General features: G+C 39.3%; 23 protein-coding genes and 1 tRNA gene. 6 read left to right on the top strand and 18 right to left on the bottom strand.

Going from position 1 to position 26294, the window contains the following annotated elements; all coding sequences use genetic code 11:
* Nucleotides 1–19: 19 nt before the first annotated feature.
* From bamJ to J8Z25_RS08250, 7 genes are all read right to left on the bottom strand, one after another.
* Nucleotides 20–637 carry a BamJ family beta-barrel-assembly machinery protein gene (bamJ, locus tag J8Z25_RS08280; protein ID WP_130051556.1) on the bottom strand — a complete coding sequence of 206 codons (618 nt, stop codon included), beginning with the start codon at nucleotides 635–637 and terminating at the stop codon, nucleotides 20–22.
* Nucleotides 638–710: 73 nt separating this feature from the next.
* Nucleotides 711–1112 (bottom strand): hypothetical protein, encoded by a 402-nt coding sequence (locus J8Z25_RS08275; RefSeq protein WP_130051557.1) that lies wholly within the window; start codon nucleotides 1110–1112, stop codon nucleotides 711–713.
* Nucleotides 1113–1164: 52 nt separating this feature from the next.
* Nucleotides 1165–1255: transfer RNA gene (locus J8Z25_RS08270), tRNA-Ser, on the bottom strand.
* An 83-nt stretch (nucleotides 1256–1338) separates the two neighbouring features.
* A complete protein-coding gene (locus tag J8Z25_RS08265; protein ID WP_250661967.1) occupies nucleotides 1339–1716 on the bottom strand; it encodes a hypothetical protein in 378 nt (125 codons plus the stop codon).
* Nucleotides 1717–1915: 199 nt separating this feature from the next.
* Nucleotides 1916–2464, bottom strand: coding sequence for an NAD(P)H nitroreductase (locus tag J8Z25_RS08260; RefSeq protein ID WP_130051559.1), 549 nt, complete (start codon nucleotides 2462–2464; stop codon nucleotides 1916–1918).
* A 63-nt stretch (nucleotides 2465–2527) separates the two neighbouring features.
* Nucleotides 2528–3235, bottom strand: a complete 708-nt coding sequence (locus J8Z25_RS08255; RefSeq protein ID WP_372799654.1) for an HvfX family Cu-binding RiPP maturation protein — start codon at nucleotides 3233–3235, stop codon at nucleotides 2528–2530.
* A gap of 64 nt (nucleotides 3236–3299) precedes the next feature.
* Nucleotides 3300–5261 carry an oxidoreductase gene (locus tag J8Z25_RS08250; protein WP_167657710.1) on the bottom strand — a complete coding sequence of 654 codons (1962 nt, stop codon included), beginning with the start codon at nucleotides 5259–5261 and terminating at the stop codon, nucleotides 3300–3302.
* A gap of 199 nt (nucleotides 5262–5460) precedes the next feature.
* Here J8Z25_RS08250 and sppA point away from each other — a divergent pair, with 199 nt between their 5' ends.
* The gene (sppA, locus tag J8Z25_RS08245) at nucleotides 5461–7326 is read left to right on the top strand and encodes a signal peptide peptidase SppA (protein WP_250661966.1); all 1866 of its coding nucleotides are present in this window, start codon (nucleotides 5461–5463) and stop codon (nucleotides 7324–7326) included.
* 59 nt (nucleotides 7327–7385) lie between these two features.
* A complete protein-coding gene (gene ansA / locus J8Z25_RS08240) occupies nucleotides 7386–8396 on the top strand; it encodes an asparaginase (RefSeq protein WP_054561413.1) in 1011 nt (336 codons plus the stop codon).
* A gap of 60 nt (nucleotides 8397–8456) precedes the next feature.
* On the opposite strand, the gene gnd is transcribed toward ansA, so the two are convergent.
* A complete protein-coding gene (gene gnd, locus J8Z25_RS08235; protein WP_250661965.1) occupies nucleotides 8457–9830 on the bottom strand; it encodes an NADP-dependent phosphogluconate dehydrogenase in 1374 nt (457 codons plus the stop codon).
* 423 nt (nucleotides 9831–10253) lie between these two features.
* On the opposite strand from gnd, the gene pyk reads away from it, so the two are divergent.
* Entirely contained in the window at nucleotides 10254–11687 is a 1434-nt protein-coding gene (pyk, locus tag J8Z25_RS08230; RefSeq protein ID WP_130051564.1) for a pyruvate kinase, read from the top strand.
* Between the two features lie 63 nt (nucleotides 11688–11750).
* On the opposite strand, the gene J8Z25_RS08225 is transcribed toward pyk, so the two are convergent.
* The 10 genes from J8Z25_RS08225 to thrS all read right to left on the bottom strand — a co-directional run bounded on the left by J8Z25_RS08225 (nucleotide 11751) and on the right by thrS (nucleotide 22219).
* The gene (locus J8Z25_RS08225) at nucleotides 11751–12575 is read right to left on the bottom strand and encodes a LytR/AlgR family response regulator transcription factor (RefSeq protein WP_130051565.1); all 825 of its coding nucleotides are present in this window, start codon (nucleotides 12573–12575) and stop codon (nucleotides 11751–11753) included.
* Complete coding sequence (locus tag J8Z25_RS08220; RefSeq protein WP_130051566.1) at nucleotides 12572–13645, bottom strand: sensor histidine kinase; 1074 nt, start codon at nucleotides 13643–13645, stop codon at nucleotides 12572–12574. Before J8Z25_RS08220 ends, J8Z25_RS08225 begins: the two co-directional genes overlap by 4 nt.
* A gap of 155 nt (nucleotides 13646–13800) precedes the next feature.
* Nucleotides 13801–15357, bottom strand: coding sequence for a SulP family inorganic anion transporter (locus tag J8Z25_RS08215; RefSeq protein WP_167657712.1), 1557 nt, complete (start codon nucleotides 15355–15357; stop codon nucleotides 13801–13803).
* 144 nt (nucleotides 15358–15501) lie between these two features.
* Nucleotides 15502–15960 carry an Lrp/AsnC family transcriptional regulator gene (locus J8Z25_RS08210; protein WP_036968198.1) on the bottom strand — a complete coding sequence of 153 codons (459 nt, stop codon included), beginning with the start codon at nucleotides 15958–15960 and terminating at the stop codon, nucleotides 15502–15504.
* Nucleotides 15961–16106: 146 nt separating this feature from the next.
* Nucleotides 16107–16748, bottom strand: a complete 642-nt coding sequence (locus tag J8Z25_RS08205; protein ID WP_250661964.1) for an MBL fold metallo-hydrolase — start codon at nucleotides 16746–16748, stop codon at nucleotides 16107–16109.
* Between the two features lies 1 nt (nucleotide 16749).
* Complete coding sequence (locus J8Z25_RS08200) at nucleotides 16750–18546, bottom strand: M14 family metallopeptidase (RefSeq protein ID WP_130051569.1); 1797 nt, start codon at nucleotides 18544–18546, stop codon at nucleotides 16750–16752.
* 359 nt (nucleotides 18547–18905) lie between these two features.
* Nucleotides 18906–19265, bottom strand: coding sequence for a 50S ribosomal protein L20 (gene rplT / locus J8Z25_RS08195; protein ID WP_036968189.1), 360 nt, complete (start codon nucleotides 19263–19265; stop codon nucleotides 18906–18908).
* A gap of 15 nt (nucleotides 19266–19280) precedes the next feature.
* Nucleotides 19281–19481, bottom strand: a complete 201-nt coding sequence (rpmI, locus tag J8Z25_RS08190; protein WP_054554888.1) for a 50S ribosomal protein L35 — start codon at nucleotides 19479–19481, stop codon at nucleotides 19281–19283.
* 206 nt (nucleotides 19482–19687) lie between these two features.
* Nucleotides 19688–20251 (bottom strand): translation initiation factor IF-3, encoded by a 564-nt coding sequence (gene infC / locus J8Z25_RS08185; RefSeq protein ID WP_130051570.1) that lies wholly within the window; start codon nucleotides 20249–20251, stop codon nucleotides 19688–19690.
* 57 nt (nucleotides 20252–20308) lie between these two features.
* Nucleotides 20309–22219 carry a threonine--tRNA ligase gene (gene thrS / locus J8Z25_RS08180; RefSeq protein ID WP_130051571.1) on the bottom strand — a complete coding sequence of 637 codons (1911 nt, stop codon included), beginning with the start codon at nucleotides 22217–22219 and terminating at the stop codon, nucleotides 20309–20311.
* 249 nt (nucleotides 22220–22468) lie between these two features.
* Here thrS and J8Z25_RS08175 point away from each other — a divergent pair, with 249 nt between their 5' ends.
* From J8Z25_RS08175 to J8Z25_RS08165, 3 genes are all read left to right on the top strand, one after another.
* Nucleotides 22469–23482 (top strand): endonuclease/exonuclease/phosphatase family protein, encoded by a 1014-nt coding sequence (locus tag J8Z25_RS08175; RefSeq protein WP_178926928.1) that lies wholly within the window; start codon nucleotides 22469–22471, stop codon nucleotides 23480–23482.
* Nucleotides 23483–23546: 64 nt separating this feature from the next.
* Entirely contained in the window at nucleotides 23547–23993 is a 447-nt protein-coding gene (locus tag J8Z25_RS08170) for a DUF3010 family protein (RefSeq protein ID WP_130052294.1), read from the top strand.
* Between the two features lie 222 nt (nucleotides 23994–24215).
* Nucleotides 24216–25931 carry an AMP-binding protein gene (locus tag J8Z25_RS08165; RefSeq protein WP_250661963.1) on the top strand — a complete coding sequence of 572 codons (1716 nt, stop codon included), beginning with the start codon at nucleotides 24216–24218 and terminating at the stop codon, nucleotides 25929–25931.
* Nucleotides 25932–26294: the final 363 nt, after the last annotated feature.

Below are 26294 nucleotides of genomic sequence, written 5' to 3'. Positions count from 1 at the left end.
GAGTAGTATTAGAAATCAATTAGATGATATCTAATAGCTCAACGTCAAAGATTAGCGTTGAGAAAGGAGCGATTGCTGCACCAGCGCCGCGCTCACCGTAAGCAAGTTCGTGTGGTACGTATAAACGCCACTTAGAACCAGTACCCATCATTTGTACCGCTTCAGTCCAACCTTTGATTACACCGCCCACAGGGAACTCAGCTGGTTGACCACGCTCATATGAGCTATCAAATACTGTACCATTGATTAGTGTACCGTGGTAATGTGCACGGATAGTTGAATCTGCAGTTGGCTTTTCACCGTCGCCTGCAGTAAGTACTTCATATTGAAGACCTGACTCAGTTACTGTTACTTCAGGACGTTTTGCATTTTCTTCTAAGAATGCAATACCTTCAGCTGCAAGAACTTTAGCTTCTTCTTCACGACGAGCTTGGATCTCAGCGTTGATTTTCTCAAATGCTGCTTGAATTGCTGGGATTTCAACTTGGAAATCGTTACCAGTGTATGCGTCTTTCATACCTTCAAATACAGAGTTTAAGTTTAAACCTTCAAATGGATTCGCCTTTAATTGCTCACCCATTTGTAAACCAATACCGTAACTTGCTTTTTCAGCGTCTGTTGTAAAATTATCTGACATGTTTTAATTCACGTTTATTTAGTTAAAAGACGTGGTCATACTAACATAAAAAAACAACGAATATCGCCTAGTTTTACTGCGTTTGCTCAGTGTTTGCACTAATTCGCAGCTTTATTTTATCAATAACGAAAGTCGCAACTGGTAAAGTGGCGATCATCGATGCAATAAAAAAGCCACTCATTAAGCCCTCTTTGCCTAACATGATTAAAGGCACAACAATAAGCCCTATCGAAGAAATTACAAAGGCTGCGATAGTAGGCCAGTGTTTGTCGTATTTACCAATGAGATGACCAACTAATACATTAAAGCCTATTCCATAAGCTATTGAAGATAATAATCCGTAATCAGGTTGTGCATCATGGGCCATGGCAACGAGTACGTTGATTCCGCTGTGATAAAAATAAGAAAAGATACACCAAAGTAAAACATGTTTTACAAAACGTATTGGTGTAAAAGAAGACTCGCTTGTTGACATTACTTATCTCCAGATAGCAAAAAACCGCCCTGTAGGCGGTTTTTCTAAATAATGGTGGAGAGATAGGGATTTGAACCCTAGAGGGGCTACAAACCCCTGCCGGTTTTCAAGACCGGTGCATTCGACCACTCTGCCATCTCTCCGTACGGCGCGCATAATAGTGTTTACTGCATACGTTGTAAAGCCTTAATTGTAAAAAACTTTAAAAAACTAAAATCTATAACTATCAATAATACTGCTTCGGGCGTTTTGCAATTAAAGAGCACACCAGGCAAACAATTAGGCTGACAAGTGCAAATCCAGAGCCTTGGACAATCACATCAATTTTATTTAGGTTATAACTAGGTATGATGACTAACACGAATGCCGGTAAACAAGTGAGCGTTAAAACATAACAACATATTTTAAAGGCGCGACCAAAATCGAAACGTTTAGTGCTTTGCATCCACCATGTAAGGAAGAGTAATATAACTACTGCAGACAAGCCTAGATAATGAGGTTGATTAGTCGCCATAGCAACAAAGAAAGTGACTACAGCACCAATTATGCCCCAAATTGACCAAGCGAACCAATTTTCTTTTTCACGTAAAAATAAGTTTCCCATTGTTCTCGTCTTCTTTATCGTTATTTTTTTAAGACCATCCATACGTTAACAAAAAATAACCGATTAAAAAACACACTGAAGAAGAATTATTTCGTTTTTTGCATCCGTGCGCTTCTTACAGCTAAGCTAAATCTGAAAAAACTAACATAAGTAAGCTTAATAGTGTCTGACTGCTTAACTGTATAAAAGTTCCTACTATTTATAAATTCTCAAAAAACGTCTCTGGCTTGTGTCTAATTGGCTTTTTGATATCTACTTCTGGCGTGCCCAAATATAGGTAACCAACAATTTCATCTTCTTCTTTACAGCCAAGTGCTGCTTTCACTGCTGGACTCTGTGCAAAATAGCCTGTGCGCCAAATACCTCCTAAACCTTGTGCAAACGCAGCTTGTTGCATTGCAAGAACACTACATCCTGCACTTTGCACTTGCTCAATCCGAGGCACTTTTGGGTTTTCTGCTACATCTGCAATAGCAATTATCATCATAGGTGAACGCAGCGGTAATTCTTTTGCTCGATCAATCGTTCTTTGATCCTGTTTTTCAGCAACAGCAGCTTGGTGATAGATTTCACCCAATTTATTCCGAGCATCCCCCTCTACAACAATAAACCGCCAAGGAGCAATACAGCCATGATCTGGGACTTTGATAGCTGCGCGCTTAATAATTTCAAGTTGTTCTGCCGTAGGCCCTGGTGCTACAAGGCGAGGGTCTGATTGTCGAGTTTGTAATAGCGTTAAAGCGTCCATGAATGTTCCGTAAAAGCTTAAGACAAGGCCCCTATCAAGTAGAGGCAATATAACTCTAGCTTATCATTTATCTTTATTAGCAATAAAGCTATTCGGTACTTTTCTAGTTAACCAATAATCTAAACTAACGTAACGACCGCCACCTACAAAAAATAAACTTAACAGCATAACAAAGTAAATTGCGGAAAATTCAATCCCATTATTTAAGATCACAGGTTTCCCTTTTTCATAAAGGTATTCTGTATAACCATGAGTCTCTAGCAACTCGCGCATTTTAGTCAATCTCTCACTTGCTTCATCTGAATTAACCAAACTGGCTTCACTACCTGGTATTGAAAGCCAATTGAGAACTCTTGCTGGGCTAGTGCTTGCATCTGTGGGGGTTACAGCAAACCAGCCATTACTAGCGTGTACTGTAGTCGCTGCAACAACCATAGTGATCATCAAAGGAATTGCGGTTAAGCGGGTAAATAAACCTAATAAAAGAAATATCCCCCCTAAAAATTCTGTCCATGCCGCTAAAAATGCTAGTACGGAGGGCATTGGCAGGCCTAAGCCCCATTCGTTATTGCCAAACCATGCAACAATATCATTGGATGCTAAAAAGTATTGGTGGAAGTGAGTGACATCACCACTTAAGGCAAGTTTATTAAAACCTGCAATTATCATCACTGGAGCTAAAATTAAGCGAATTAAAAGGCTGGGTAGTCCATCTAAAAACTGAAAGTTGTTTAAGATGCGGTTGTATAAAGGTCGAAGGTGTGTGTTCAACATAGCGGTCTCGTGACTAATTTTATTAATCACACAGACCGCGAGTTTTCTAGTTTACTTTCAATTATATTTTACGAGCAACTTGTAATGCTTCAAAAATTGCACGTTTTGCGTCAATGGCTGCAGCAAGCTTGGCTCCTCCAATTACGTGTACTTTGGCGTTTTCAGTTTCTTTTTCAAAAGTTTCAGTATTTGAAACCTGACCAATACAAGCAATCACGGTATCTACATCTAAGATTTGTTCTTCACCTTTAACAGTAATTTTTAAACCTTTTTCATCAAAGCTTATGTACTGACACTCAGCAATTTGTTTTACATCGTGCTGTTTAGCAACTTGACGATGGATCCAACCTGTCGTTTTACCAAGCTCACTACCAAAACGCCCTGCACTGCGCTTAAGCATGTATATTTGGCGGTTGTCTTTATCAGGTGCAGCTTCACATTCAATGCCCCATTGAGTTTTGAACTGCTCTATGGTTTGCCCTTTATGCTCACTTAAAAAGGCAACCATATCAAAGCCTATACCTCCGGCACCAAGAATAGCAATTTTCTCACCAAGTTCGACTTCACCACGAATAACTTCATCATAAGCAAATACGCGTTTCCCATCTCCACATTCGATTTTGGCTTCACGCGGACGTACGCCCGTTGCAAACACCACATCATCGTATTGATTAAGCATATCATCAGTAAAGTCAGTACCAAGCTGCAAATCTACATTCAACCGCTTTAGTTCATTAGTGAAATAATTGAGTGTATGGTTAAAGTCTTCTTTACCTGGCACTTGCATTGCTAAGTTAAACTGACCACCCATTTGCTCTTTACGTTCAATTAAGGTCACCTTGTGACCTTTCTCTGCTAGGTAACAACTTGCAGCAAGGCCAGCGGGGCCTGCACCAACAACCAGGACTAATCGTGAAAATTTTGCTTTTTCTAAACTGTAATCTAATTCAAAAGCCGCTTGTGGATTAACCAAACAAGTTGCACGTTTGTTTTTAAACACATGGTCTAAACAGCCCTGATTACAACCGATACAAATATTGATTTGCTCAGCTTTATTATTAACGTACTTATTGAAAAAATCAGGGTCCGCTAATAAAGGACGTGCCATCGAAATTAAATCTGACTCACCCGCCGCTAAAATACCATTAGCAATTTCTGGTGTATTAATGCGGTTAACCGCGATAACAGGCACTGATACCGTATCTTTTAAGCGTTTTGATGCTTCTTTAAATGCCCCCGGTGGTACCATACTTGCGATGGTTGGTACACGGGCTTCATGCCAACCTATACCGGTATTAAAAATATCGACACCTGCTTGTTCAAGAGCTAAAGCCTGTTGTTTTACTTCATCGGGCGTTGATCCATTAGGAATTAAATCCATCACTGACAAGCGAAATACTATAATGAATTTTTGACTCACTTTAGCGCGCACCGCTTTAACTATATCCAAAGCTAAGCGCATTCGATTTTCTAAACTACCACCATACTTGTCTGTTCTTTTATTGGTGTGGTTAGCCATAAACTCATTAATTAAATAACCTTCAGAACCCATGATTTCAACACCATCATAGCCTGCTTTTTCAGCTAGTTTTGCTGAGTGTGCAAAGTCTTTTATGGTCTTTTTAATTGACCCTAACGACATCTCTTTAGGTTTATAAGGATTAATAGGAGCTTGAATTGCACTTGGCGCTTGATTAAATGGATGATATGCGTAGCGACCTGCATGCAATAATTGTAAGCAAATTTTACCGCCATGTTGATGTACGGCTTCTGTATAAGCTTTGTGTTTAATCACATCATAAAATGAATTAAATGTTGATGCGAATGGTGAGAGCTTACCGCGTAAATTAGGGCTATAGCCCCCTGTAATTATCAAACCCGTGCCACCTTTGGCACGTGCTTCGTAAAATGCACGTAAGCGTTTACGGTTATGCCAGCCTTCTTCTAAGCCAGTGTGCATTGAGCCCATAACCAAACGATTACGAAGTTCGGTATGCGGTAATTGTAATTTTTGTTCTAACATTGTGTGCCCCGTTAACTGGTCGAACCTCTATTAGAAATAGATTCTGCGGCAATAACTTAGAATAATCAACTTTTCGCTATTAATTAATCTGTAGCAAATTGTGGTTTTAAACACTCTGTTACTATTTAACAGTTAATTTTAAAGTTATTCTAAGCTAAGATAAGTTCACTACTAAGCTGTACTGAATTAAGGATTTATTTTGCTAGCAAAGATATTTAAAGGCATTTGGACCGGGATTAATTTTTCCCGCCGTTTGGTCCTAAACATATTATTTTTATTACTAGTAATTCTCTTCTTTGTTGCCATCACTGGTGAAGAAGACCAAGTAAAGGTAGCAGATGGAACCGTGCTACGCCTAAACTTAAACGGCCCAATTGTTGAAGAAAAAACCTATGTTGATCCTGTAGAAGCAGCTATCAACGATGCAACAATGGGCAAAGAAGCACCATCAGAGATCCTTCTTGATGATGTTGTTGAAGTGATCAACGAAGCGACCAAAGATGATCGCATCACTGTAATGCTACTTGACCTGCAAAAAATGCCTAGCGCGCACATCAATAAGCTAAAACAGATAACCAAAGCAATTGATGCATTTAAAGCTGCTGGAAAACAAGTTATTGCTACAGGTTACTACTACACACAAGCACAATATTATATTGCTGCCCATGCTAATGAAGTATCAATGCACCCATATGGCGGTGTTAGCATTGAAGGTTACGGCATGTTCCCGCTTTACTTCAAAGATGCCCTTGAGAAATTAAAAGTAACTCAACATATTTTCCGTGTTGGTACTTATAAATCAGCTGTAGAACCGTTTATTCGTAATGACATGTCAGATGCAGCAAAAGAAGCTAACCGTGTCTGGTTAACAGCTCTTTGGAACGAGTATAAAACTGATGTTGCAGCGAGTCGTCCATTCGATGAAAGCAATTTTGATGAGGATATGGAAGTATATCTAACAAAAATGCAAGCAGTTGACGGTAACTCAGGTCAGTATGCGTTAAATAATCAATGGGTTGATTCTTTAAAAACATCACAACAAATTCGCCAGCAACTTATTGAGTTAGTGGGTGCAGAAGAAACGGGTAAAACTTTTAAACAGGTTAGCTTTCGTGAGTATTTATCACTTGTAAAACCACCCGTTGAGTTCGATAACCCAATCACTGAAAAAGTTGCCGTTGTTGTTGCTAAAGGAACGATTGTAGATGGCGAGCGCAAAGCCGGTGAAATTGGCGGTGATTCGACAGCTGCCCTACTTCGTAAAGCACGCCTAGATGACAAAGTAAAAGCTGTTGTACTTCGTATTGACTCAGGTGGTGGTAGCATGTTCGCCTCTGAAGTGATCCGCGCTGAAGTATTAGCTCTAAAAGCAGCAGGTAAACCAGTAATTGCATCAATGAGCTCAGTGGCAGCATCAGGTGGGTACTGGATTGCATCAGCAGCCAATGAAATTTGGGCTGCTCCTAGCACAATCACAGGTTCAATCGGTGTATTCGGTACTTTCATGACTTTTGAAAACACCATGGCTGAATTGGGTATTTATTCAGACGGCGTTGCAACAACGGACCTTGCTGGTTTTTCTATAGCTCGCCCTCTTGATGAGAAAATGTCAGATATCATTCAAATGAGCGTTGAAAATGCATACAAACGCTTTTTAAATGTGGTGGCTGAAGCACGTAACATGACCCCTGAACAAGTTGATAAAATTGCCCAAGGCCGTGTATGGATTGCAACTCAAGCAAAAGACCTTGGTTTAGTTGATAAGTTAGGTGATAAACAAGATGCAATTAAAGCAGCAGCCGAGCTTGCTAAGCTTAAGCATTATGATGTTAAAACCATCAAACAGTCATTAACACCACAAGAGCAGATGCTACAAGATATCTTAGGCACAGCGGCTATTCAGAGTTTCTTTGCTAAATCTGATTCATCTACATCAGTATTGGCTACGCAAGCTAACTTACAAAGCCTAATAAATCAGTTAAGTAGTGAAATTGATAACCTAAAAGATTATAACGATCCTCAAGGCGTTTACGCTCGTTGTTTAGTATGTAACGTAATTCAATAAGTTACTTAGCAAAGCAATTTTAGGTATACTAAGCCCAGTTGTTTAACTGGGCTTTTTTTATGAAACGTAAACGTATATATATCGCCTATACAGGTGGTACTATTGGTATGAAAAAATCGAGTCGAGGCTATGTTCCGGCAGAAGGTTTTTTAACAGAAACAGTGGTCAATAATGCAGAGTTTAATCGTGATGAAATGCCTTTGTTTGATATTCACGAATATTGCCCGCTTATTGATTCTTCTGATATGTCCCCTGCCCACTGGCAATTAATCGCTGACGATATCAAAAGTAAATACCAAGACTATGATGGTTTTGTAGTGCTACATGGTACCGATACCATGGCATATACTGCTTCGGCCCTGTCTTTTATGTTCGAAAACTTAACGAAACCTGTAATTGTGACTGGCTCGCAAATACCGCTCTCTCAACTGCGTTCTGATGGCCAAGTGAACTTACTAAATGCGATGTACTTAGCAGCTAATTATCCTATTGCAGAAGTAAGCCTATTTTTCAATAACCAATTGTTTCGTGGTAACCGTGCTACAAAAGCGCATGCCGATGGCTTTGATGCATTTGCTTCACCTAATCTTGAACCACTAGCACTTTCAGGAATCAATATTCAACTGATCAAAGGTCAACTTAGCCCATACGTAGATAATGAACTACAGGTATCAAATATCACACCTCAGCCAATTGGTGTGCTTTATCTATATCCCGGGATCAGTCCAAAAGTCGTGAAAAGTTTAGTTAATGACGACATTAAAGCACTTGTTTTATTAAGTTTTGGTGTGGGCAATGCCCCACAAGATCCAGCGTTTTTAGATATACTTAATGACGCAAGTAAACGCGGTATGGTAATAGTTAATTTAACACAGTGTTTAAAAGGCCAAGTAAATATGGGCGGTTATGCAACAGGTAATGCATTATTAAATTGTGGTGTCATCAGTGGCTACGATATGACATTAGAAGCCTGTTTGACTAAATTACATTACTTATTCAGCCAAAAGCTTGAGGTTGAAACTATTCGTCACTTGATGCAAGACAATTTACGTGGTGAGTTAAGCCGTTAAAATAAAATCATCAAATACAAAAAAGGCACCAATTGGTGCCTTTTTTACGCTTTTTGATAATTAACGAACTTTTTCGTCAATCTCAACTAAGTCTGTTAAATGGCATATCTCGCCACTATGCGTTTTAATACCATGTTCGCCAAAATAGTCACGTTGTGCTTGTACAAGGTGACCATTACTTGGTGTAGTTAACGTCGCGATGTAAGTTTGCGTTGCTGTTAACACAGGGAAAGCAAGACCCGAAGCAACTGCAGCACCTGTTACTTTTCGTAATGCTGCTGATTCACGCTGCATAGAATCAATAAACTCTACACCATCAGCTACATTATCTAAGTAATCAGCACGGATGATACAACCTGCACGCCATGTTTGTAGCGTTTTCGAAAGGTCAACTTTCCATTGATGAGCACGTGATGCACCTTTGATAAGTGCCAAGCCTTGACGATAAGCAAGTAAACTTGCCAGTGTGAATGCATCTTTTAACTCATCCAAATCTAAGTCAACTGAGTCAGTTGATTTAGCAGCGTAAGTCATTTCTTTAGCTGCATGTGTATCACAAGTATTTGTTAAGTGACGAGCTTGCACAGCTGCGACTAATGATGGTACTGCAATACCCAGTTCTAAAGCATTTTGTGCAGTCCATAGGCCTGTGCCTTTAGCGCCAACCTTATTGTCGATTAAATCAACTAGAGGTTCACCTTCAGTTGTTTCAAGGCTTAAGATATGGCTAGAGATTGACAGCAAGTAGCTATTTAAAGTTCCCTCTGACCATTCATTGAAAATATCAGAAACTTCTTTTGGTGAACGATTAGTACCTAAGCGAAGTAGTTGATACATTTCAGCGATTAATTGCATTAACGCATATTCGATACCGTTATGTACCATTTTCACAAAGTGGCCACTTGCAGATTGGCCTACTCGCGCAAAGCATGACTCACCTTTGTAGCTTGCAGCTACTTTTTCAAACCACGGCTCAACACGCTCCCAGCCGCCTTCTGAACCACTTGCCATCATAGCTGGACCATGACGTGCGCCCTCAGCACCACCAGAAATCCCCATAGTGGCAAATTCAAATTTGTTTTGATATTTAAGCTTCCGGCTAATACCATCTTTATAGTTACTGTTGCCGCAATCTACGATAATGTCATCACAGTCAACGCCTGCCTCTGCAAGCTCTGTACATACTTTATCAACCAATTCACCAGCAGGAACTAAAAGTAGAATTGAACGAGGTGGCTCTAAGCGTCTTACCATATCATTTAAATCTGACACAATGTGTAAACGGTCTGCTAAACCGAGTGTTTTTGCACAGCTTAGTAACTCGGCACCCGCATCTGGGTTTTTATCATAAGCTACTAAAGTCAGCCCTTTTTCAATCAGGTTGAGGGCAAGATTTTTACCCATAACGCCTAACCCTACTAATGCAACTTGCATTTAGTGTCCTCCTCGGTAACAACTATTGGTTAGTTAATCAAAATAATTACGCGCGCATTATACCCAAGCAGCCCAAAAATGCGAGCTTGAGAGCCAACTTGAGAGAAATCTAAGAAATCATGAAGCGACGTTTCGCTCAGTATATCAAAATTACTAAGGCATCGGACCAGATTTTTATAATACCCTTTAAAAAGGTATGTGTATTGACGCTACCTGACACCGGTGTCATAATAACGTCATTCATACTTTGTAAACTTTAAAATTCATACAAAGAGCCAGATTCTCATAAGTAAAAACAATCATTTTTTACTTATGAGTTCTACATTGTGCTTATGTATAAGCCTATAATTAAGGTTTATAGCACGACATTTTAATAGATAACCATCAATTCGCTTAATATATTTGAGCGCACAGGAGAATTTGATGCTAAGACGCACAAAAATTGTTGCGACCCTTGGACCGGCAACTGATCGCGATAACAACCTAGAAAAAATTATTCGTGCAGGTGCAAATGTGGTTCGTTTGAACTTCTCACATGGCGTTGCACAAGATCATAAAGACCGCGCAGAAGCGGTACGCAGCATTGCTAAGCGTTTAGGCAAACACGTTGCTATCCTTGCTGACTTACAAGGCCCTAAGATTCGTGTATCTACGTTTAAAGACGGCAAAGTAAACCTAGAAGTTGGCGCAAAGTTTACCCTTGATGCAAAAATGGAAAAGGGCCAAGGCGACGTTAATGCAGTAGGTATCGACTATAAAGAGTTACCTAACGATGTTAAAACAGGCGATTTATTGTTATTAAACGACGGTTTAATTCAATTAACTGTTGATAGCGTTGATGGTGACCTAGTTCACACGACTGTTACTGTAGGTGGCGTACTTTCAAACAATAAAGGTATCAACCGTCTAGGTGGTGGTTTAACAGCCCCAGCTTTTACCGAGAAAGACAAAGAAGATTTAATCACAGCGACTGAAATTGGTGTTGATTATATTGCTGTTTCATTTCCGCGTAGTGGCGATGATATGCGTTATGTTCGCTCTTTGGCAGAAGCTGCAGGCTCAAACGCACAACTACTTGCAAAAATCGAGCGTGCAGAAGCGGTTGAAACCGTTGAAGCAATCGACGATATCGTACTTGCTTCAGACGCAGTTATGGTTGCTCGTGGTGATTTAGGTGTAGAAATTGGTGATGCAGCCCTTGTTGGTAAACAAAAGCTAATTATTAGCCGTGCGCGTTCACTAAACCGTACTGTGGTTACTGCAACTCAAATGATGGAATCAATGATCGATAACCCAATGCCAACACGTGCTGAGGTTATGGATGTTGCAAACGCAGTTTTAGATGGCACTGATGCAGTTATGTTATCTGCAGAAACAGCAGCTGGTGACTACCCTGAAGAAACAGTAGCTACAATGGCTCGTGTTTGTTTAGGCGCAGAATCACAAAAAGAAACTCACGTTTCTAAGCACCGTTTAGACAGCCGTTTTTCATCAAATGCTGAATCAATTGCGCTATCTGCTATGTATGCAGCTAACCACCTAGATTCTGTAAAAGCGATTGTGACACTAACTGAATCAGGTAGCACAGCTAAACTAATGTCGCGTATTAGTTCTGGTTTACCAATTTATTCACTATCACGTCATGCTAACACACTTGGTCAGACAGCGCTTTACCGTGGTGTTTACCCCGTATTCTTCGATTCAACAAAATGTGAAGATGACAGTATGGTTCGTGACGCACTAAATACGCTTGTTGAGCAAGGTGCTCTTGTAGCAGGTGATACTGTGATTTTAACTCACGGTGATGCGATGGAAACAATTGGTGCTACCAACACAATGAAGATTGTAACAGTTTAAACTTTTTAATGTTCATTAAAAAAGGCGCAATAGATTGCGCCTTTTTTGTTTGTATTTAATTAGTTAACTAGCAAGTGCTGCTTTAACTTTGTCGCGGTAGCTGCGGCTTACTTTTAATTCTTGACCGTTATCTAACACTAAAAGGTATTCTCCACTTACTTGAGTAACAAGCTTGCTAATTTGCTTTGTATTCACTATTGCACTGCGATGAACACGGACAAATAATTGCGGATCAAGCTCTTGTTCAAGCTCTTTCATTGTTTTGCGCAGTATGTGAGTTTGTCCATCTTGGCAATGTAAGCACATATAATCGCCTGCTGCATCAACCCATTGAATTGTAATTACTGGCACACGGACAATTTCGCCCTGCTCTTTTACAGCTAATGATTCTGGATAACGACGATCAGCAAGGCTATCGCCCGTTGCTAACTTCTTTAGAATTTCTTCGCAATTATTGCCTGTAATACCTGCAACAAAGCTCGCTAGTTTTTTCTTATGGGCGTTATCTTGTTGCGTTTTTAAATAGGTATGCACTTTTTCTACCGCCTGTTTTAGTCTGTTGTCATCGACTGGTTTAAGAATATAATCCAACGCATGAATCTCGAATGCTTTTACTGCAAACTGGTCAAAAGCTGTTACAAACACAATAGCTGGTAATGGATTTACGCTCTCGCTAAGTGCTCTTGCAACTTCAAAACCGTTCATATTTGGCATTTGAATATCTAAGAAAACCAATTGAATGTTGCCTGATAAGCATTCTTCAATTGCTTCCTGACCATTGCTACATAAACGAATGACTTCTAAATCGTCAAACTCAGAAAGTCGAACAGCTAGGCCTTTTCTTGCTAACGGTTCATCATCAACGATCAAAGTTCTAATTTTGCTCATTTCTTAACAGCCTTTTCAAACGGAACGCGCAGATTAACTTTTAACCCACTTGGCGTATTGTCAGAGAGAACAAACGAGTAGTTGTTCTCATAAAGTGTTTTTAAGCGGTCCTGTGTATTTGCTATGCCAACGCCATGTGAATTAACTAGTTGACCATTTTTTAGCTCAGTGCCAGGACCATTATCGCCTACTTCCAATAATAGTTCATTTGCAAAAACTTGTGCTTTAATATCAATCACACCGCCTTCATTTAATTGCGCTATCGCATACTTAATCGAGTTTTCGATTATAGGCTGAAGGATTAAGCTTGGTACCAAGGCTTCTTTTGCTTGCTCGCTTACATCAACATTTACTTGCAAGCGCTCATCGAAGCGAACTTTTTCGATTTCAAGGTACAGCATCAATGCATGAATTTCTTGTTCTAACGGCACCTTTTTAATGGGGTCGGTATTAAGTGTATAACGCAAGAAATCACTCAATTTAGACACCATTAAATTCGCATCTTTATTCTCTTTTACCAAAATCAACGTGGAGATTGCATTTAAGGTATTAAATAAAAAATGTGGGTTAAGTTGATAACGCAGCATTTTAAGCTGTGCTTCATGAGCCATAGTGGTTGCTTTTAAAGCTTTTTGACGCTCACTTTGCAATAGCTGATAATACTTAATCCCAAAATACAAACCACTCCAACAAAGAATGATATAAACCGAATCTAAACCTTGCTGAAAGTAATAAAACCACTCATTTGGGCGGTAACCGTGACGGTAGATTTCCCATAAATTGAATTTTTGTACTACAGCCCAAAGTGTCCCAGTAACATATGAAGCACCAAAAACCACGAGCATCAATACCCAAGGTGAAGCATTCCACACTTTACGGTACATATAACGCAAAGGTACTGTCATTAAACAGCCTGCATAGGCGTTTAACACAATAACAAATACGTAAATATCACGCATTTCAAAGACTTTTGAGCCGATATAATTAACTAACGCATACCCTATCCAGCCTGCAATTTGCAAAACCCAGAAAAAGCGTTGTCGATTATCAACTAATGATTGCCAATTCAAAATATAAGATTACCTTTCATAATTATTTTTATTATACCGATAGTCACGAGAACAAAGCACTGCCGCCTATCTTAATTTTTTATAGCCTTACCGCATTATTCAGACATTAAAAAAGCGAAGACCTTGTGAGCCTTCGCTTTTTAAACGCTTTATTTTTAAGCTAATTTATCTGAAGCAACTTTATAGTTTGGATCTTCAATTACATTAACTTCAACTAAGTCACGTGCTTTATGTAATAACTGAATACAGTCTGGGCTTAAGTGACGCAAGTGTAATTGTTTGCCTGCTTTAGCGTATTTATCAGCAAGACTATCAATTGCTTCAATTGCACTGTGATCAGCTACACGGCTGTGTTTGAATTCAATGATCACATCATCAGGGTCATTTTTAACATCAAATAACTCAGCAAAGTTCTTAACCGAGCCAAAGAATAATGGACCATGAAGCTCATACACTTTAGAGCCTTGTTCATCGATGTAGTTACTCGTGTAAATGTGTTTCGCATGCTGCCAGGCAAATACTAAAGCCGATACAATGACACCCACACATACTGCAATTGCAAGGTCTGTTACTACGGTTACACCTGATACAAGTACAATCACAAAGGCATCAGACTTAGGAACACGCTTCATCATTTTGAAGCTTGCCCACTCGAAAGTACCTAAAACAACCATAAACATAACACCAACAAGCGCAGCAAGTGGGATCATTTCAATTAAACTGGCTGCAAAAATGATGAATGCTAGCAGTATTAATGCTGCACTAATGCCAGATAAACGTGAGCGACCACCCGAATTAATATTGATCATAGATTGACCAATCATCGCACAGCCACCCATCGCTCCGAAGAAACCACAGGTAATATTTGCTGCACCTTGACCAATACACTCTTTATTACTGTGGCCACGAGTTTCAGTAATTTCATCAATCAAAGTTAATGTTAATAATGACTCAATTAAACCAATTGCCGCTAAAACTAACGCATAAGGGAAGATAATTTTTAATGTTTCAAGGTTAAATGGCACCATAGGAATATGGAACTCAGGTAAACCTCCGGCAATAGTAGCTTGCTCGTTGCCAGTCATCCCTTTTAAGAAATCAAGAACTGTACGTGCTTCTAAATCAAAGCCAATCACAATCGCGGTCACGGTTACAATCGCAGCTAACGATGAAGGAACTGCAGTGGTTAACTTAGGCAAGAAGTGAATGATAGCCATAGTTAACGCTACTAAACCAAGCATAATATATAGTGCTTGCCCTTCCATCCACTGTTGACCACCCATACCATCGGGTACTTTAAATTGACCTAGTTGGGCTAAGAAAATCACAATAGCAAGACCGTTTACAAAGCCCAGCATTACTGGATGCGGGACCATTCGAATAAACTTTCCAAGCTTAAAAATACCCGCGAGCACTTGCAGTATTCCCATCAATAAGACGGTTGCAAATAAATACTCTACGCCATGATCTAATACTAAACTTACCATTACAACGGCTAGTGCACCGGTAGCACCAGAAATCATACCTGGACGACCACCAAAAATAGCCGTAATTAAGCCAACAATAAATGCGGCATATAAACCAACTAATGGTTCTACATTAGCAACAAAAGCAAACGCAACCGCTTCTGGTACTAACGCCAACGCAACTGTCAGGCCTGATAGAATATCGTTTTTAGCAGAGCTTGGCGCTTTGCTGAGTAAGTTAAACATTAAGATCCTCTTTATAGTGAATGCATTTCGGCAAGGCGCAGAATTCTAGCAAAATCTGCAAAAGTTAACAATTATTAACAACAAAACGGCTAGTGCCTAAAAGCACTAACCGTTTTCGAAAAAATAAAACGTAGTAGAAAAAGACTAAAGAGGTAGAGACGTACTACGCTTAACACAAGTCATTGTTACGTTCGAGTGAACCTCTTGTACAAATTCAAGGTTTAATAAGTTATCACGTACGAACTGCTCGTAACCCTCTATGCCTTTAGAAATAATTCGAAGCATAAAGTCCATAGTACCTGCCATGCTGTAGCACTCAGTTACTTCATCATAGCTCATAATTAAACGCTCAAATTCAGCTAGATTTGTTCTACCGTGGTTAGATAAACGAACATGGGCGTAAACCAACATATCAAAGCCAAGCTTTTTCTCGTCAAGCAAAGCAACTTTACCTTTGATATAGCCATCTTGCTCAAGCTTAGCAATACGACGCCAACATGGAGATTGAGATAAACCAACTTTATCGGCAATTTCTGCCGTAGATAAGCTAGCATCCTGCTGTAATAATGCCAAAATTTGGCGATCTACTTGGTTCAGAGACATTTTATTTCTTTTTCTGTAAAAATACTGGTTAAATTATATAACTGATTTAAAAATCAGTCTGCCTATTTTCTACTATTTATGCAAAAAAATTGCAATTTTATACCAACCCATTTAATAAAGTACTTAGCAAATATTACGAGTTGGCATTAACCAAAACGTCCACTAATAAATGGATTTGTTTTTCGCTCATGCCCTACGGTGGTATTCGGACCGTGGCCTGGCAAAATAGCAACCTCATCTGAGAATGATAAGATCTCAGAATTAATTGATTCGATTAATTGCGCACTATCCCCTTTCGGAAAATCAGTACGACCAACAGAGCCTTGGAAAATCACATCACCCACTATCACTTGTTCTGAACCTTGGTGATAAAAAACAACATGACCAGGCGTATGCCCTGGGCAATGGCGTACTGATAATTCAAGTTCACCCACTGTGATTGTATCACCATTATTTAGCCACTTCGTTGGATAAAATGGCGAAATCGCCGTAAAACCAAACATTTGTGCTTGCATGGGTAAGGCATCAAACCAAAATTTATCATCTAAATGTGGGCCAATGATATCAACACTGAAGTGCTCTGCGAGTTGCTTTGCAGCACCCACATGGTCTAAGTGACCATGTGTTAAATAAATTGCCTCTAATTGACAATTTAAAGCTGCAAGTTCAGCTTGTAGCTTTTCTGCATCACCACCTGGGTCAACTAAAGCTGCTTTATTTGTCTGCTTACAAATAATAATTCGACAGTTTTGGGCAAAACCAGTGACAGGAACAGTTATGACTTTCATGTTATTGTCCTTTTTGTAACTGCTCAAACGTCATTAAAATTGGATATTTTAAATAGCCTTGATCATAAAATGGTGTACGCTCATAAAGCCAATGCAAACGAGCATCTGCATCTTTTGCAAAGTTTTTATCTTCACGAATTTTTTTGTCAAACTCTAAAGCTAGTGCTGGCTTATCTTTTAACATTTGTCGTGCATACGGCATTAAAGCGTAATTTTCCACATACTCGGTACGCTGAAAAATAGTATTGAACTCACCCCACGCAAAAAATGAATCAGGCGCTTCAGGATGTAACAAGTGCGTTGCCAGTTCAGAATAGGACTGATCCGTTGAGACTTTATACCAGCCTGTTATATCGATATTTTCAACTGTATTGTAATCAAATGTTGCCTCTACGCGAAAACGTCCTTCAAAAGGCGTTTTTGCAAATGAATAATCAGCAACGCTTGCTTGCGTTAATGGTTCAGAAATAGCTTCATTCAGTGTCGTTACGTCGATACCATGAAGTTTAAGCTTTGCAACCAATTGACTGTATGCAGGCGGAATATAAAACGCTGTAGGAACATTAACGGTCTTTTTAACGTCTTTTTGCCAAAAAATTGGTAATGCGTCATAGTTTTTAGCTTCACCTAAATATTTAACTTCAGGCTGCCCTGACAATGCACTTTCTGTTCTTGAATAAGCGATACCTTTAAATTCGATAGTATCTGGCTCTTTCGCATAACCACGCTCAACGACTAATTGCGTTGGCTTAAAATCAAGCTCTTTTTTAACAGCTTCATTAAGCGCTTTATCGTTTGCTGCTAAAGCATCAATCGTACCGTCAATAAAAACATAGGTACCTAAAACACGTTGCTTGTAGGGTTTTAATGAATGATTTTCAACTAAGATGGTTGGCAGTGAACGTAAATCCCCCCAGCCATTTGAAAAACGCGGAGTAGCGACCCAACCAGCTAAGCCTTTTTTAAACTCACGCTTATCCATAACGAAAACTAGCGGACCTGGAATATGGCCTGCTTTTTCAAGCTTTGCGTCTATTACTGGTTTAAAAAGGTTATCTAACGCTTCAGAAACGCTTGGTGACTCACTGGAAAAAACGGGGTTGTAACCGTAGGTCACATCATATTGATAATCAGCGCCGTCGGTTACATGGATATCCACATATAAATCGGGTTTAAATTGATTAATAGCTTTCATCACGCCACGTACTTCTGGCGTATCAAGCTTTGTGTAATCTCGATTTAAGTTTAAATTTAGTGCATTTGTCCGAAAACCCATTTCTATAGGACCACGCTGATTTATACGGTTATATTTGCTTCTACGTTCATGACCGTCAACGTTTAAAATAGGGATAAACAGAATATTTACTTTGCTCAAAATATCGCGGCGTTTACCTGTCGCAATATCGCGTAAAAGCATAAACATGGCATCTTTGCCATCAATTTCACCGCTGTGAATACCTGCTTGAATCAAAATGGTTGGTTTTGTATCTGCTACGAGTTGTTTCGCATCAAATAAGCCTTGCTCATTCGCCACTAACATCTTGACCGCACGGTCAGAGCTACTCTTTGCAATAGTCGTGACTTTGAACTGTGTTGGATTTGCCGCAACAAGGCGATCAACAAATGCCATAGTGTCAGCATAATTTGGTGATAAAGTGCCTTCACTTAATTCAAAATCTGTGGTCAATGGCCCTTTTTCTTGCATCAAAGACACACTGTCACCTTGCCATGGTAACAATGGGGGTAAGTGGCTGTCTAAAGTTACTGCAGCAGATAAAAACACTAAACTCGCAAACATATCACTCTCAAGTGCGGTACTTATTCTTTGTGGAAATTATAACAACTAATCTGAAGGGATTGCGTAAACTGCGGTGATTCAACAAAAAAATGGAGCAAACGACATACGCTATGCAGAATCGATGTTACTTATGAATATTATTTAATACCAACCCGCAATAATACTTAATCATTTTGAGGGATTAAACCTGTCGCTAACTGCATTAAAAATTTCTCATTTAGAACAACTAAATAACGAAATTTTCGCCTTGTTATCAACGAGGTTTTATTGTCTCAAAATAGACTACTTAATTAAGCGGATTGGTATAAGATCAAAAAAAGGAGCACTAGGCTCCTTTTTAAACTTTATGAAAAGCGAAATTAAGCCGCTAGGCCTTCTTTTGCTTTTGCAACAAGCGCTGCGAATGCAACTTGGTCATAAACAGCGATATCTGCAAGAATCTTACGATCGATTTCTACAGAAGTCTTTTTAAGACCATTGATAAAACGGCTGTATGAAAGACCGTTTTGACGAGCAGCTGCATTGATACGTGCAATCCAAAGTTGACGGAAAGTACGTTTCTTAGCACGACGGTCACGGTAAGCGTATTGACCCGCTTTAGTAACTGCCTGGAAAGCTACGCGGTAAACACGTGAACGTGCTCCGTAGTAACCTTTAGCTTGCTTTAAAACTTTTTTGTGACGTGCACGTGCGATAACACCGCGTTTAACTCTTGCCATTTCTGAAGACTCCTATTAAGCGAATGGTAACATACGTGAAACTAGACCATGGTCATTCTTATGAACCATCATCTTAGGACGTAAGTGTAATTTACGCTTAGAAGTTTTCTTAGTCAGAATGTGACGAAGATGCGCTTGTTTACGCTTGAAACCGCCAGAAGCAGTTTTCTTGAAACGCTTAGCAGCGCCTCTGTGAGTTTTTAGCTTATAAGCCATTGCAATAACTCCAAATGTATTGCTTAAACATTAGCAAGCAGGCGAGAGATATAAAATAGCTCTTCTTTAAAGGCCTAACTTACTGCCATAGTCCGGTGAAGGTTCACTACAAAAGCAGTGCAACCTTACTTAAACCGGTTATTTCAGGTGAACAGAAAACTGTTACTTGCAGACCTGAAATAAAATCGGTGCGTAATATACCGCGTTTATTGCTTTTTAGCAACAGGCGCCATCATCATAACCATCTGGCGACCTTCAACACGATTTGGGAAAGACTCTACTTGTGCAACATCTTCCAAATCAGCTTTAACACGGTTTAATAATTCAATACCAATTTCTTGGTGAGCCATTTCACGACCACGGAAACGGATAGTAATTTTAGCTTTGTCACCCGCTTCTAAGAACTTGCGTAAGTTGCGAAGCTTAACCTGGTAATCACCTTCATCCGTACCCGGACGGAATTTGATTTCTTTAACCTGGATCTGCTTTTGCTTTTTCTTTTGTTCTTTTAGTTCTTTGCTTTTTTCAAAGATGAACTTACCGTAGTCCATAACCTTACAAACAGGTGGCTCAGCATTAGGACTGATTTCTACAAGATCTACACCCGCATCATCAGCCATAGCTTGTGCTTCTTTTAATGACACGATGCCAGCTTGTTCACCGTCAATGCCAATTAAACGAACTTCTTTAGCTGTAATATCTTCGTTGATACGATTTTTTTGAGCTGTTTGTTGCCCTTTCTTGCCGCCTCTAATGGTACGATCCTCCAAGAATATAAAATAAAAAGCGTGTAGTTGGCTGTTTGTTATGCCCTACACGCTCATGATTTATTGTCGATTTTTAATTTCTTCGCTTACTTTAGCGATAAAATCATCAACACTAAATTTGCCTAGGTCTTCACCTGTGCGAGTACGTACTGCCACCTCTTGCTGTTCAACTTCTTTATCGCCAACAACAAGTAAGTAAGGAATACGCTTTAACGTATGTTCACGGATTTTAAAGCCAATCTTCTCATTTCTCAAGTCAGCAGCGGCTCTAATTCCAAGTTTATTTAATTTTTGTACAATTTCTTGCACATAATCAGCTTGTTTATCCGTGATATTCATGATCACTACTTGCTTAGGAGCAAGCCATGTTGGGAACAATCCAGCATATTCTTCAGTTAAAATACCGATGAAACGCTCAATTGAACCTAAAATAGCACGGTGGATCATTACAGGTGTACGACGTTCATTGTTTTCTGCAACATAAGTTGCACCTAAACGACCCGGTAATGCAAAGTCTAGCTGCACTGTACCACATTGCCAAGCACGATCTAAACAGTCATAAAGTGTAAATTCAATCTTAGGACCGTAGAATGCACCTTCACCTGGTAGGTAATCAAACTCAATGTCGTTTGCTTTAAGTGCTTCAGCAAGCGCAAGCTCTGCTTTATCCCACATTTCGTCTTCACCGATACGCTTTTCTGGACGAGTAGAAAGTTTTACAACAATCTTCTCAAAGCCAAACGTTTCGTATGTGTCATAAACCATTTTAATACATGCAGAAACTTCATCCATGATTTGCTCTTCTGTACAGAAGATATGCGCATCATCTTGTGTAAATCCTCGCACACGCATTAAGCCGTGAAGTGCTCCTGATGGTTCGTTACGATGACAACAACCAAACTCAGCCATACGTAATGGTAAATCACGGTATGATTTTAAACCTTGATTAAAGATTTGTACGTGACCTGGGCAGTTCATAGGTTTGATTGCATACTCACGCTTTTCAGATTCAGTTGTGAACATCGCATCTGCGTATTTGTCCCAATGACCTGATTTTTCCCATAAACCACGGTCCATCATTAACGGGCCTTTTACTTCTTCGTAATCGTACTCACGTAGCTTTTCACGAACGAAGTCTTCTAGTTCACGGTAAATACTCCAGCCATCATTGTGCCAAAACACCATACCTGGAGCTTCTTCTTGCCAGTGCCATAAATCAAGTGCTTTACCAATACGACGGTGGTCACGCTTTTCAGCTTCTTCTAAGCGTTTTAAATATGCTTTAAGTTGCTTTTTATCTGCCCATGCTGTGCCGTAGATACGTTGCAGCATTTTGTTTTCTGAGTCACCACGCCAATAAGCACCTGCCACTTTCATAATTTTAAAGTGTTGGCAGAATTTCATATTTGGTACGTGTGGACCACGACACATGTCGATGTATTCTTCGTGATGGTATAAACCCGGACGGTCATCTTTTGCAATGTTCTCGTCTAAGATTTCCATCTTATATGTTTCACCACGCGCTTCAAAAGTATCGCGTGCTTCTTGCCAGCTTACGGTCTTTTTAACAACGTCGTAGTTTGTTTTTGCAAGCTCAAGCATACGCTTTTCGATAGCATCTAAATCATCTTGGCTTAAAGAATGTTCCATATCGATATCGTAATAAAAACCATTATCGATGGTCGGACCGATTGCCATTTTTGCTTCAGGGAAAAGCTGCTTAACCGCATGACCAATAAGGTGCGCACACGAGTGACGGATGATCTCTAAACCATCATCATCTTTTGCTGTGATAATTTCTAATCGCGCATCGTCGGTGATTAAGTCACATGCATCAACACGGCTACCATTAACTCGACCGGCAATGGTTGCTTTGGCAAGTCCGGGACCGATATCGCTTGCTACGTCATATGTGCTTACTGGGTTTTCAAAACTACGCTGACTGCCGTCAGGGAGGGTAATAACTGGCATTATACATCCTTAATACAGTGGTGATGCCTACAATGCATCACATGTAATATTTTAAAATTAATTTTAAGTAACTCTGCAACGCTTTTACGAATAAGCATTGCTAATTAAGCTCGTATTTACTGAGTCTTCGCAAATACAAGCGACCATTGTCGCCGCTCACGTACTCAAATACAAGTAATTAGAAGACTAAATTGACAATTAGTTAACTCATTTCATACTTAATGAGTTAATACTTTTAAGGTAATCAAGATGTCAAACTCGCGTTCTTTCAAGTTTGCAACGTTTAACTTATTAAATTATACCGCGCCCCCCTACTCGTTTTATCAATTGCATGAGCGGTATAACAAAACTCAGTGGCAACAAAAACAATTGTTTGTTGCTAATTTTTTGAGTGAATCAAGCCCGGATGTGGTGGCATTTCAAGAAGTGTTTAGTCAACATGCCTTAGAAGTTCAATGTAAAGAAGCTGGCTATGACTACTTTAAAACAGTCGATAACCCATCTCATGATGCGTTGTACCCGCAAGTATTGTTCAACCCTGTGGTTGCAATTGCAAGTAAATACCCATTTAAATCAGTTGAGGCACTAGCACCTTGCCCCGAATTACTTGAGTATTTAAATAATCAAAACGAGTTCAAATTTAATCGCACACCTATTAAGTGTTTAATTGACCTTCCTGAATTTGGTGAAGTTTGCTTTTATGTGGTTCATTTTAAATCACAACGAGTGCAGTCAATGGCGCACATACTTAATATACATAACCTTGAAGATCCACTTTTGCAGTTGCTACACCAGACAGTTGGCACCATGCAATCACAAATTTCACGATCACTAGAAGCATCGATTGTTTATTATGACGCCCTTAAAACCCAGCGAGAAAAACAGTGTGCAACATTAGTTATGGGTGATTTTAATGATGTACTTACCAGTCCGACATTGTCATTTATGACTCAAGGTTTTCACCCAACTCGTTGTGAACCCTGCATAGAACATAACGAACCCGTTGTTGGTTTAACAGACAGCTTTGAGTTTAGCCGCTGTTTTAATGAGAATAAATCAAAACCCTTCAGCCATTATTACCAAGGGAAAGGTAATGTGCTTGATTACATTCTCGCCTCAGCGCATTTTAACCCTGAGTGCCAAGTTTCTAAGGTTAAAACGCTCGACTATGAAAGTTATGACAAACATATTTCACCGACACAATTAATCGAAGATATCAGTGTCAGTGACCACAGTATTATTGCTATAAAAATTCATTTTTAAAGCAACTGTTTTTCATAACGTTACTTGCTATAATTGCGCAAATTAAGTTATTTAGAGAATGACCATGAGAACATGCGGTGTAGAAATCACAGGTAGTGACGTACTACTTTGTATTTTAACCAAAGACAATGATGTATTTGATATCCGTGACATCAGACAAACACGCTTTACTTTAGCAAACGGTAATGACACTGAGGTTATGCGTAAGTTTCAGTTTGATTTTAGAAAGCTAATGCAAGATTATCAAATTGACTCTGTTGCGATTAAAGAGCGTCAGCCAAAAGGTAAGTTCGCCGGAAGCGCGAAAGGCTTTAAAATGGAAACAGCTATTCAGCTGATTGACGAATTGGATGTACAGATTTTTTCTGCAACGACAATTAAAGAGCAACTAAAACGTAACCCCTTACCTATCGATTTCGAAGATACAGGCCTTAAGAAGTTCCAGGAAAATGCCTTTATCAGTGCCTATGTATACCTAATGCGTAAGACATATAAGCAAGACGAACAATAACCTAACAATAAAACGTGCTTCGGCACGTTTTTTATACCCACGATTCCATTTACTTTTCTGTAATCTCAAAATCCCTCTGTACATTAGTCTTATATAGCTTTTATTTGTCGACAACCTATGTTTAGTTAATTAGGTACGCATGTTTTGAAAATCACCCACAATGTTTTTCAATTTTTTTGCATCAAGTCCACGACAACAAATTAACCGGACACGGAGATAACAATGCAGACAAAGAACACACAAAGTAATGCGCTTCCACTTTCTCATAGTTATTATAAAGGTTGCACAGACAGTCCTTTGATAGATAAAACAATCGGGCAGTATCTTGATGATATTGTCGACAATTACCCAGAACACCCCGCTATAGTGGTTCATCATCAACAGATCCGTTTAACTTATAAACAATATCAACATCAGATTAATCAGCTTGCCATGGGGTTGTTAGCTATCGGTGTTAAACCTGGTGACCGTGTAGGCATTTGGTCACCTAATAATATTGAATGGTGCTTAACCCAATTTGCCACAGCCAAGATTGGGGCAATAATGGTATGTATTAACCCTGCGTACCGACCAAACGAGTTAAAATACGCTCTGAACAGTGTTGAATGTTCAACACTTATCACAGCAAGTGAGTTTAAAGCGAGTAATTATATTAGCATGCTCAATGAACTAGCGCCTGAGCTTAGTAATTCAGAACCTGGTGAATTAAATTTAAGCGCTCTACCACATTTAAAAAACATAATTCGAATTGGTAACGAGCCAGCACCTGGGATGTTTAGTTTTAACGATATTATGCAACGCGCTACAGATGCCCATAAGCTAGAGCTTGATGCAATTGCTGCCACTTTGCATTGTGACCAAGATATCAATATTCAATTTACTTCTGGTACCACAGGTAATCCAAAAGGAGCTACTTTATCGCATAAAAACATCTTGAATAATGGTTTTTTAATGGCACAAGCGATGAAACTTACTCATATGGATAAACTTTGTATACCTGTGCCCCTTTATCATTGCTTTGGTATGGTGCTTGGTAATTTAGTATGTATAAGTAAAGGTGCCACCGCGGTTTTCCCTGGTGATTCATTTGATCCTAAAACAACCCTTGAAGTGGTTGAAAAAGAACGTTGCACTGGTTTACATGGTGTACCGACCATGTTTATTGCCGAGTTAGAACTCAAAGAATTCGCAAACTACGATTTATCTAGCCTACGCACAGGTGTTATGGCCGGTTCTACGTGTCCTGAACAAGTAATGCGTAAAGTTCATACTTTGATGCATATGACAGAAGTGGTAATTGGCTATGGTCAAACTGAATGTAGCCCTATCAATAATGTTACAGAAACCGATTCACCGCTAGAAAAACAAGTGACCACGGTAGGCCGTGCATTAGCACATACTGAAGTTAAAATCATCGACGAATTAGGCGACGTACAAAAAGTAGGTATACCCGGTGAAGTATGTAGCCGTGGCGCAGGCATTATGCGTTGTTATTGGAACGACGAAGAAAAAACTAACGCAACTATCGATAAAGAAGGCTGGTTACATTCTGGTGATCTAGGTGTAATGGATAAAGATGGATTTGTTGCAATAGTTGGTCGTATCAAAGACATGATTATCCGCGGTGGCGAAAACATATACCCAAGAGAAATTGAAGAGGTTCTGTATACCTACCCCGGCATTCAAGATGCAGCAATTTTTGGTATTAGCGATGAAAAATATGGTGAAGAAGTCTGCGCTTGGATACAACCCAAAGATGATGCAGTGCTTGATGAAAATGCCATTCGCGAATTTTTAAAAGACAAACTTGCCTATTTCAAAGTACCAAAATACATTCGCTTTGTTGAAGAATACCCAATGACAGTGACTGGTAAACTACAAAAATTCAAAATGCGCGAACAAATGCAAGAACTCCTCAGCGAAAAAGCTTTTTCGTAATCATTTGCTTGCAAAATACAACCTAATTTCAGCCAAGCTCAGCAACGCCTGAGCTTTTTAAATTTATTATGACTCCTATTTATTATGACTCCTATTTATTATGACTCCTATTTATTATGACTCCTATTTATTATGACTCCTATTTATTATGACTCCTATTTATTATGACTCCAATTTATTATGACTCCTATTTATTATGACTCCTACTTATTATGACTCCTATTTATTATGACCCCTATTTATTATGACTCCTATTTATTATGACTCCTATTTATTATGACTCCTATTTATTATGACTCCTATTTATTAGGACTCCTATTTATTAGGACTCCTATTTATTAGGACTCCCATGTTATGAAAAGA

This window comes from Pseudoalteromonas sp. SCSIO 43101, from assembly GCF_023650775.1.
GTDB lineage: Bacteria > Pseudomonadota > Gammaproteobacteria > Enterobacterales > Alteromonadaceae > Pseudoalteromonas > Pseudoalteromonas apostichopi.
The sequence above is the reverse complement of the archived record's forward strand: the minus strand, read 5'-3'. Positions and strand labels throughout refer to the sequence as shown.

What these genes read in the sequence shown, in the direction of transcription:
- J8Z25_RS08265 (WP_250661967.1), bottom strand. Translation starts at nt 1,716, where the DNA reads ATGGGAAACTTATTTTTACGTGAAAAAGAAAATTGGTTCGCTTGGTCA.
- ansA (WP_054561413.1), top strand. Translation starts at nt 7,386, where the DNA reads ATGAAACGTAAACGTATATATATCGCCTATACAGGTGGTACTATTGGT.
- rpmI (WP_054554888.1), bottom strand. Translation starts at nt 19,481, where the DNA reads ATGGCTTATAAGCTAAAAACTCACAGAGGCGCTGCTAAGCGTTTCAAG.
- gnd (WP_250661965.1), bottom strand. Translation starts at nt 9,830, where the DNA reads ATGCAAGTTGCATTAGTAGGGTTAGGCGTTATGGGTAAAAATCTTGCC.
- J8Z25_RS08175 (WP_178926928.1), top strand. Translation starts at nt 22,469, where the DNA reads ATGTCAAACTCGCGTTCTTTCAAGTTTGCAACGTTTAACTTATTAAAT.
- J8Z25_RS08250 (WP_167657710.1), bottom strand. Translation starts at nt 5,261, where the DNA reads ATGTTAGAACAAAAATTACAATTACCGCATACCGAACTTCGTAATCGT.
- J8Z25_RS08275 (WP_130051557.1), bottom strand. Translation starts at nt 1,112, where the DNA reads ATGTCAACAAGCGAGTCTTCTTTTACACCAATACGTTTTGTAAAACAT.
- J8Z25_RS08260 (WP_130051559.1), bottom strand. Translation starts at nt 2,464, where the DNA reads ATGGACGCTTTAACGCTATTACAAACTCGACAATCAGACCCTCGCCTT.
- J8Z25_RS08215 (WP_167657712.1), bottom strand. Translation starts at nt 15,357, where the DNA reads ATGTTTAACTTACTCAGCAAAGCGCCAAGCTCTGCTAAAAACGATATT.
- J8Z25_RS08210 (WP_036968198.1), bottom strand. Translation starts at nt 15,960, where the DNA reads ATGTCTCTGAACCAAGTAGATCGCCAAATTTTGGCATTATTACAGCAG.
- rplT (WP_036968189.1), bottom strand. Translation starts at nt 19,265, where the DNA reads ATGGCAAGAGTTAAACGCGGTGTTATCGCACGTGCACGTCACAAAAAA.
- J8Z25_RS08165 (WP_250661963.1), top strand. Translation starts at nt 24,216, where the DNA reads ATGCAGACAAAGAACACACAAAGTAATGCGCTTCCACTTTCTCATAGT.
- J8Z25_RS08170 (WP_130052294.1), top strand. Translation starts at nt 23,547, where the DNA reads ATGAGAACATGCGGTGTAGAAATCACAGGTAGTGACGTACTACTTTGT.
- J8Z25_RS08225 (WP_130051565.1), bottom strand. Translation starts at nt 12,575, where the DNA reads ATGAGCAAAATTAGAACTTTGATCGTTGATGATGAACCGTTAGCAAGA.
- bamJ (WP_130051556.1), bottom strand. Translation starts at nt 637, where the DNA reads ATGTCAGATAATTTTACAACAGACGCTGAAAAAGCAAGTTACGGTATT.
- pyk (WP_130051564.1), top strand. Translation starts at nt 10,254, where the DNA reads ATGCTAAGACGCACAAAAATTGTTGCGACCCTTGGACCGGCAACTGAT.
- thrS (WP_130051571.1), bottom strand. Translation starts at nt 22,219, where the DNA reads ATGCCAGTTATTACCCTCCCTGACGGCAGTCAGCGTAGTTTTGAAAAC.
- J8Z25_RS08205 (WP_250661964.1), bottom strand. Translation starts at nt 16,748, where the DNA reads ATGAAAGTCATAACTGTTCCTGTCACTGGTTTTGCCCAAAACTGTCGA.
- J8Z25_RS08200 (WP_130051569.1), bottom strand. Translation starts at nt 18,546, where the DNA reads ATGTTTGCGAGTTTAGTGTTTTTATCTGCTGCAGTAACTTTAGACAGC.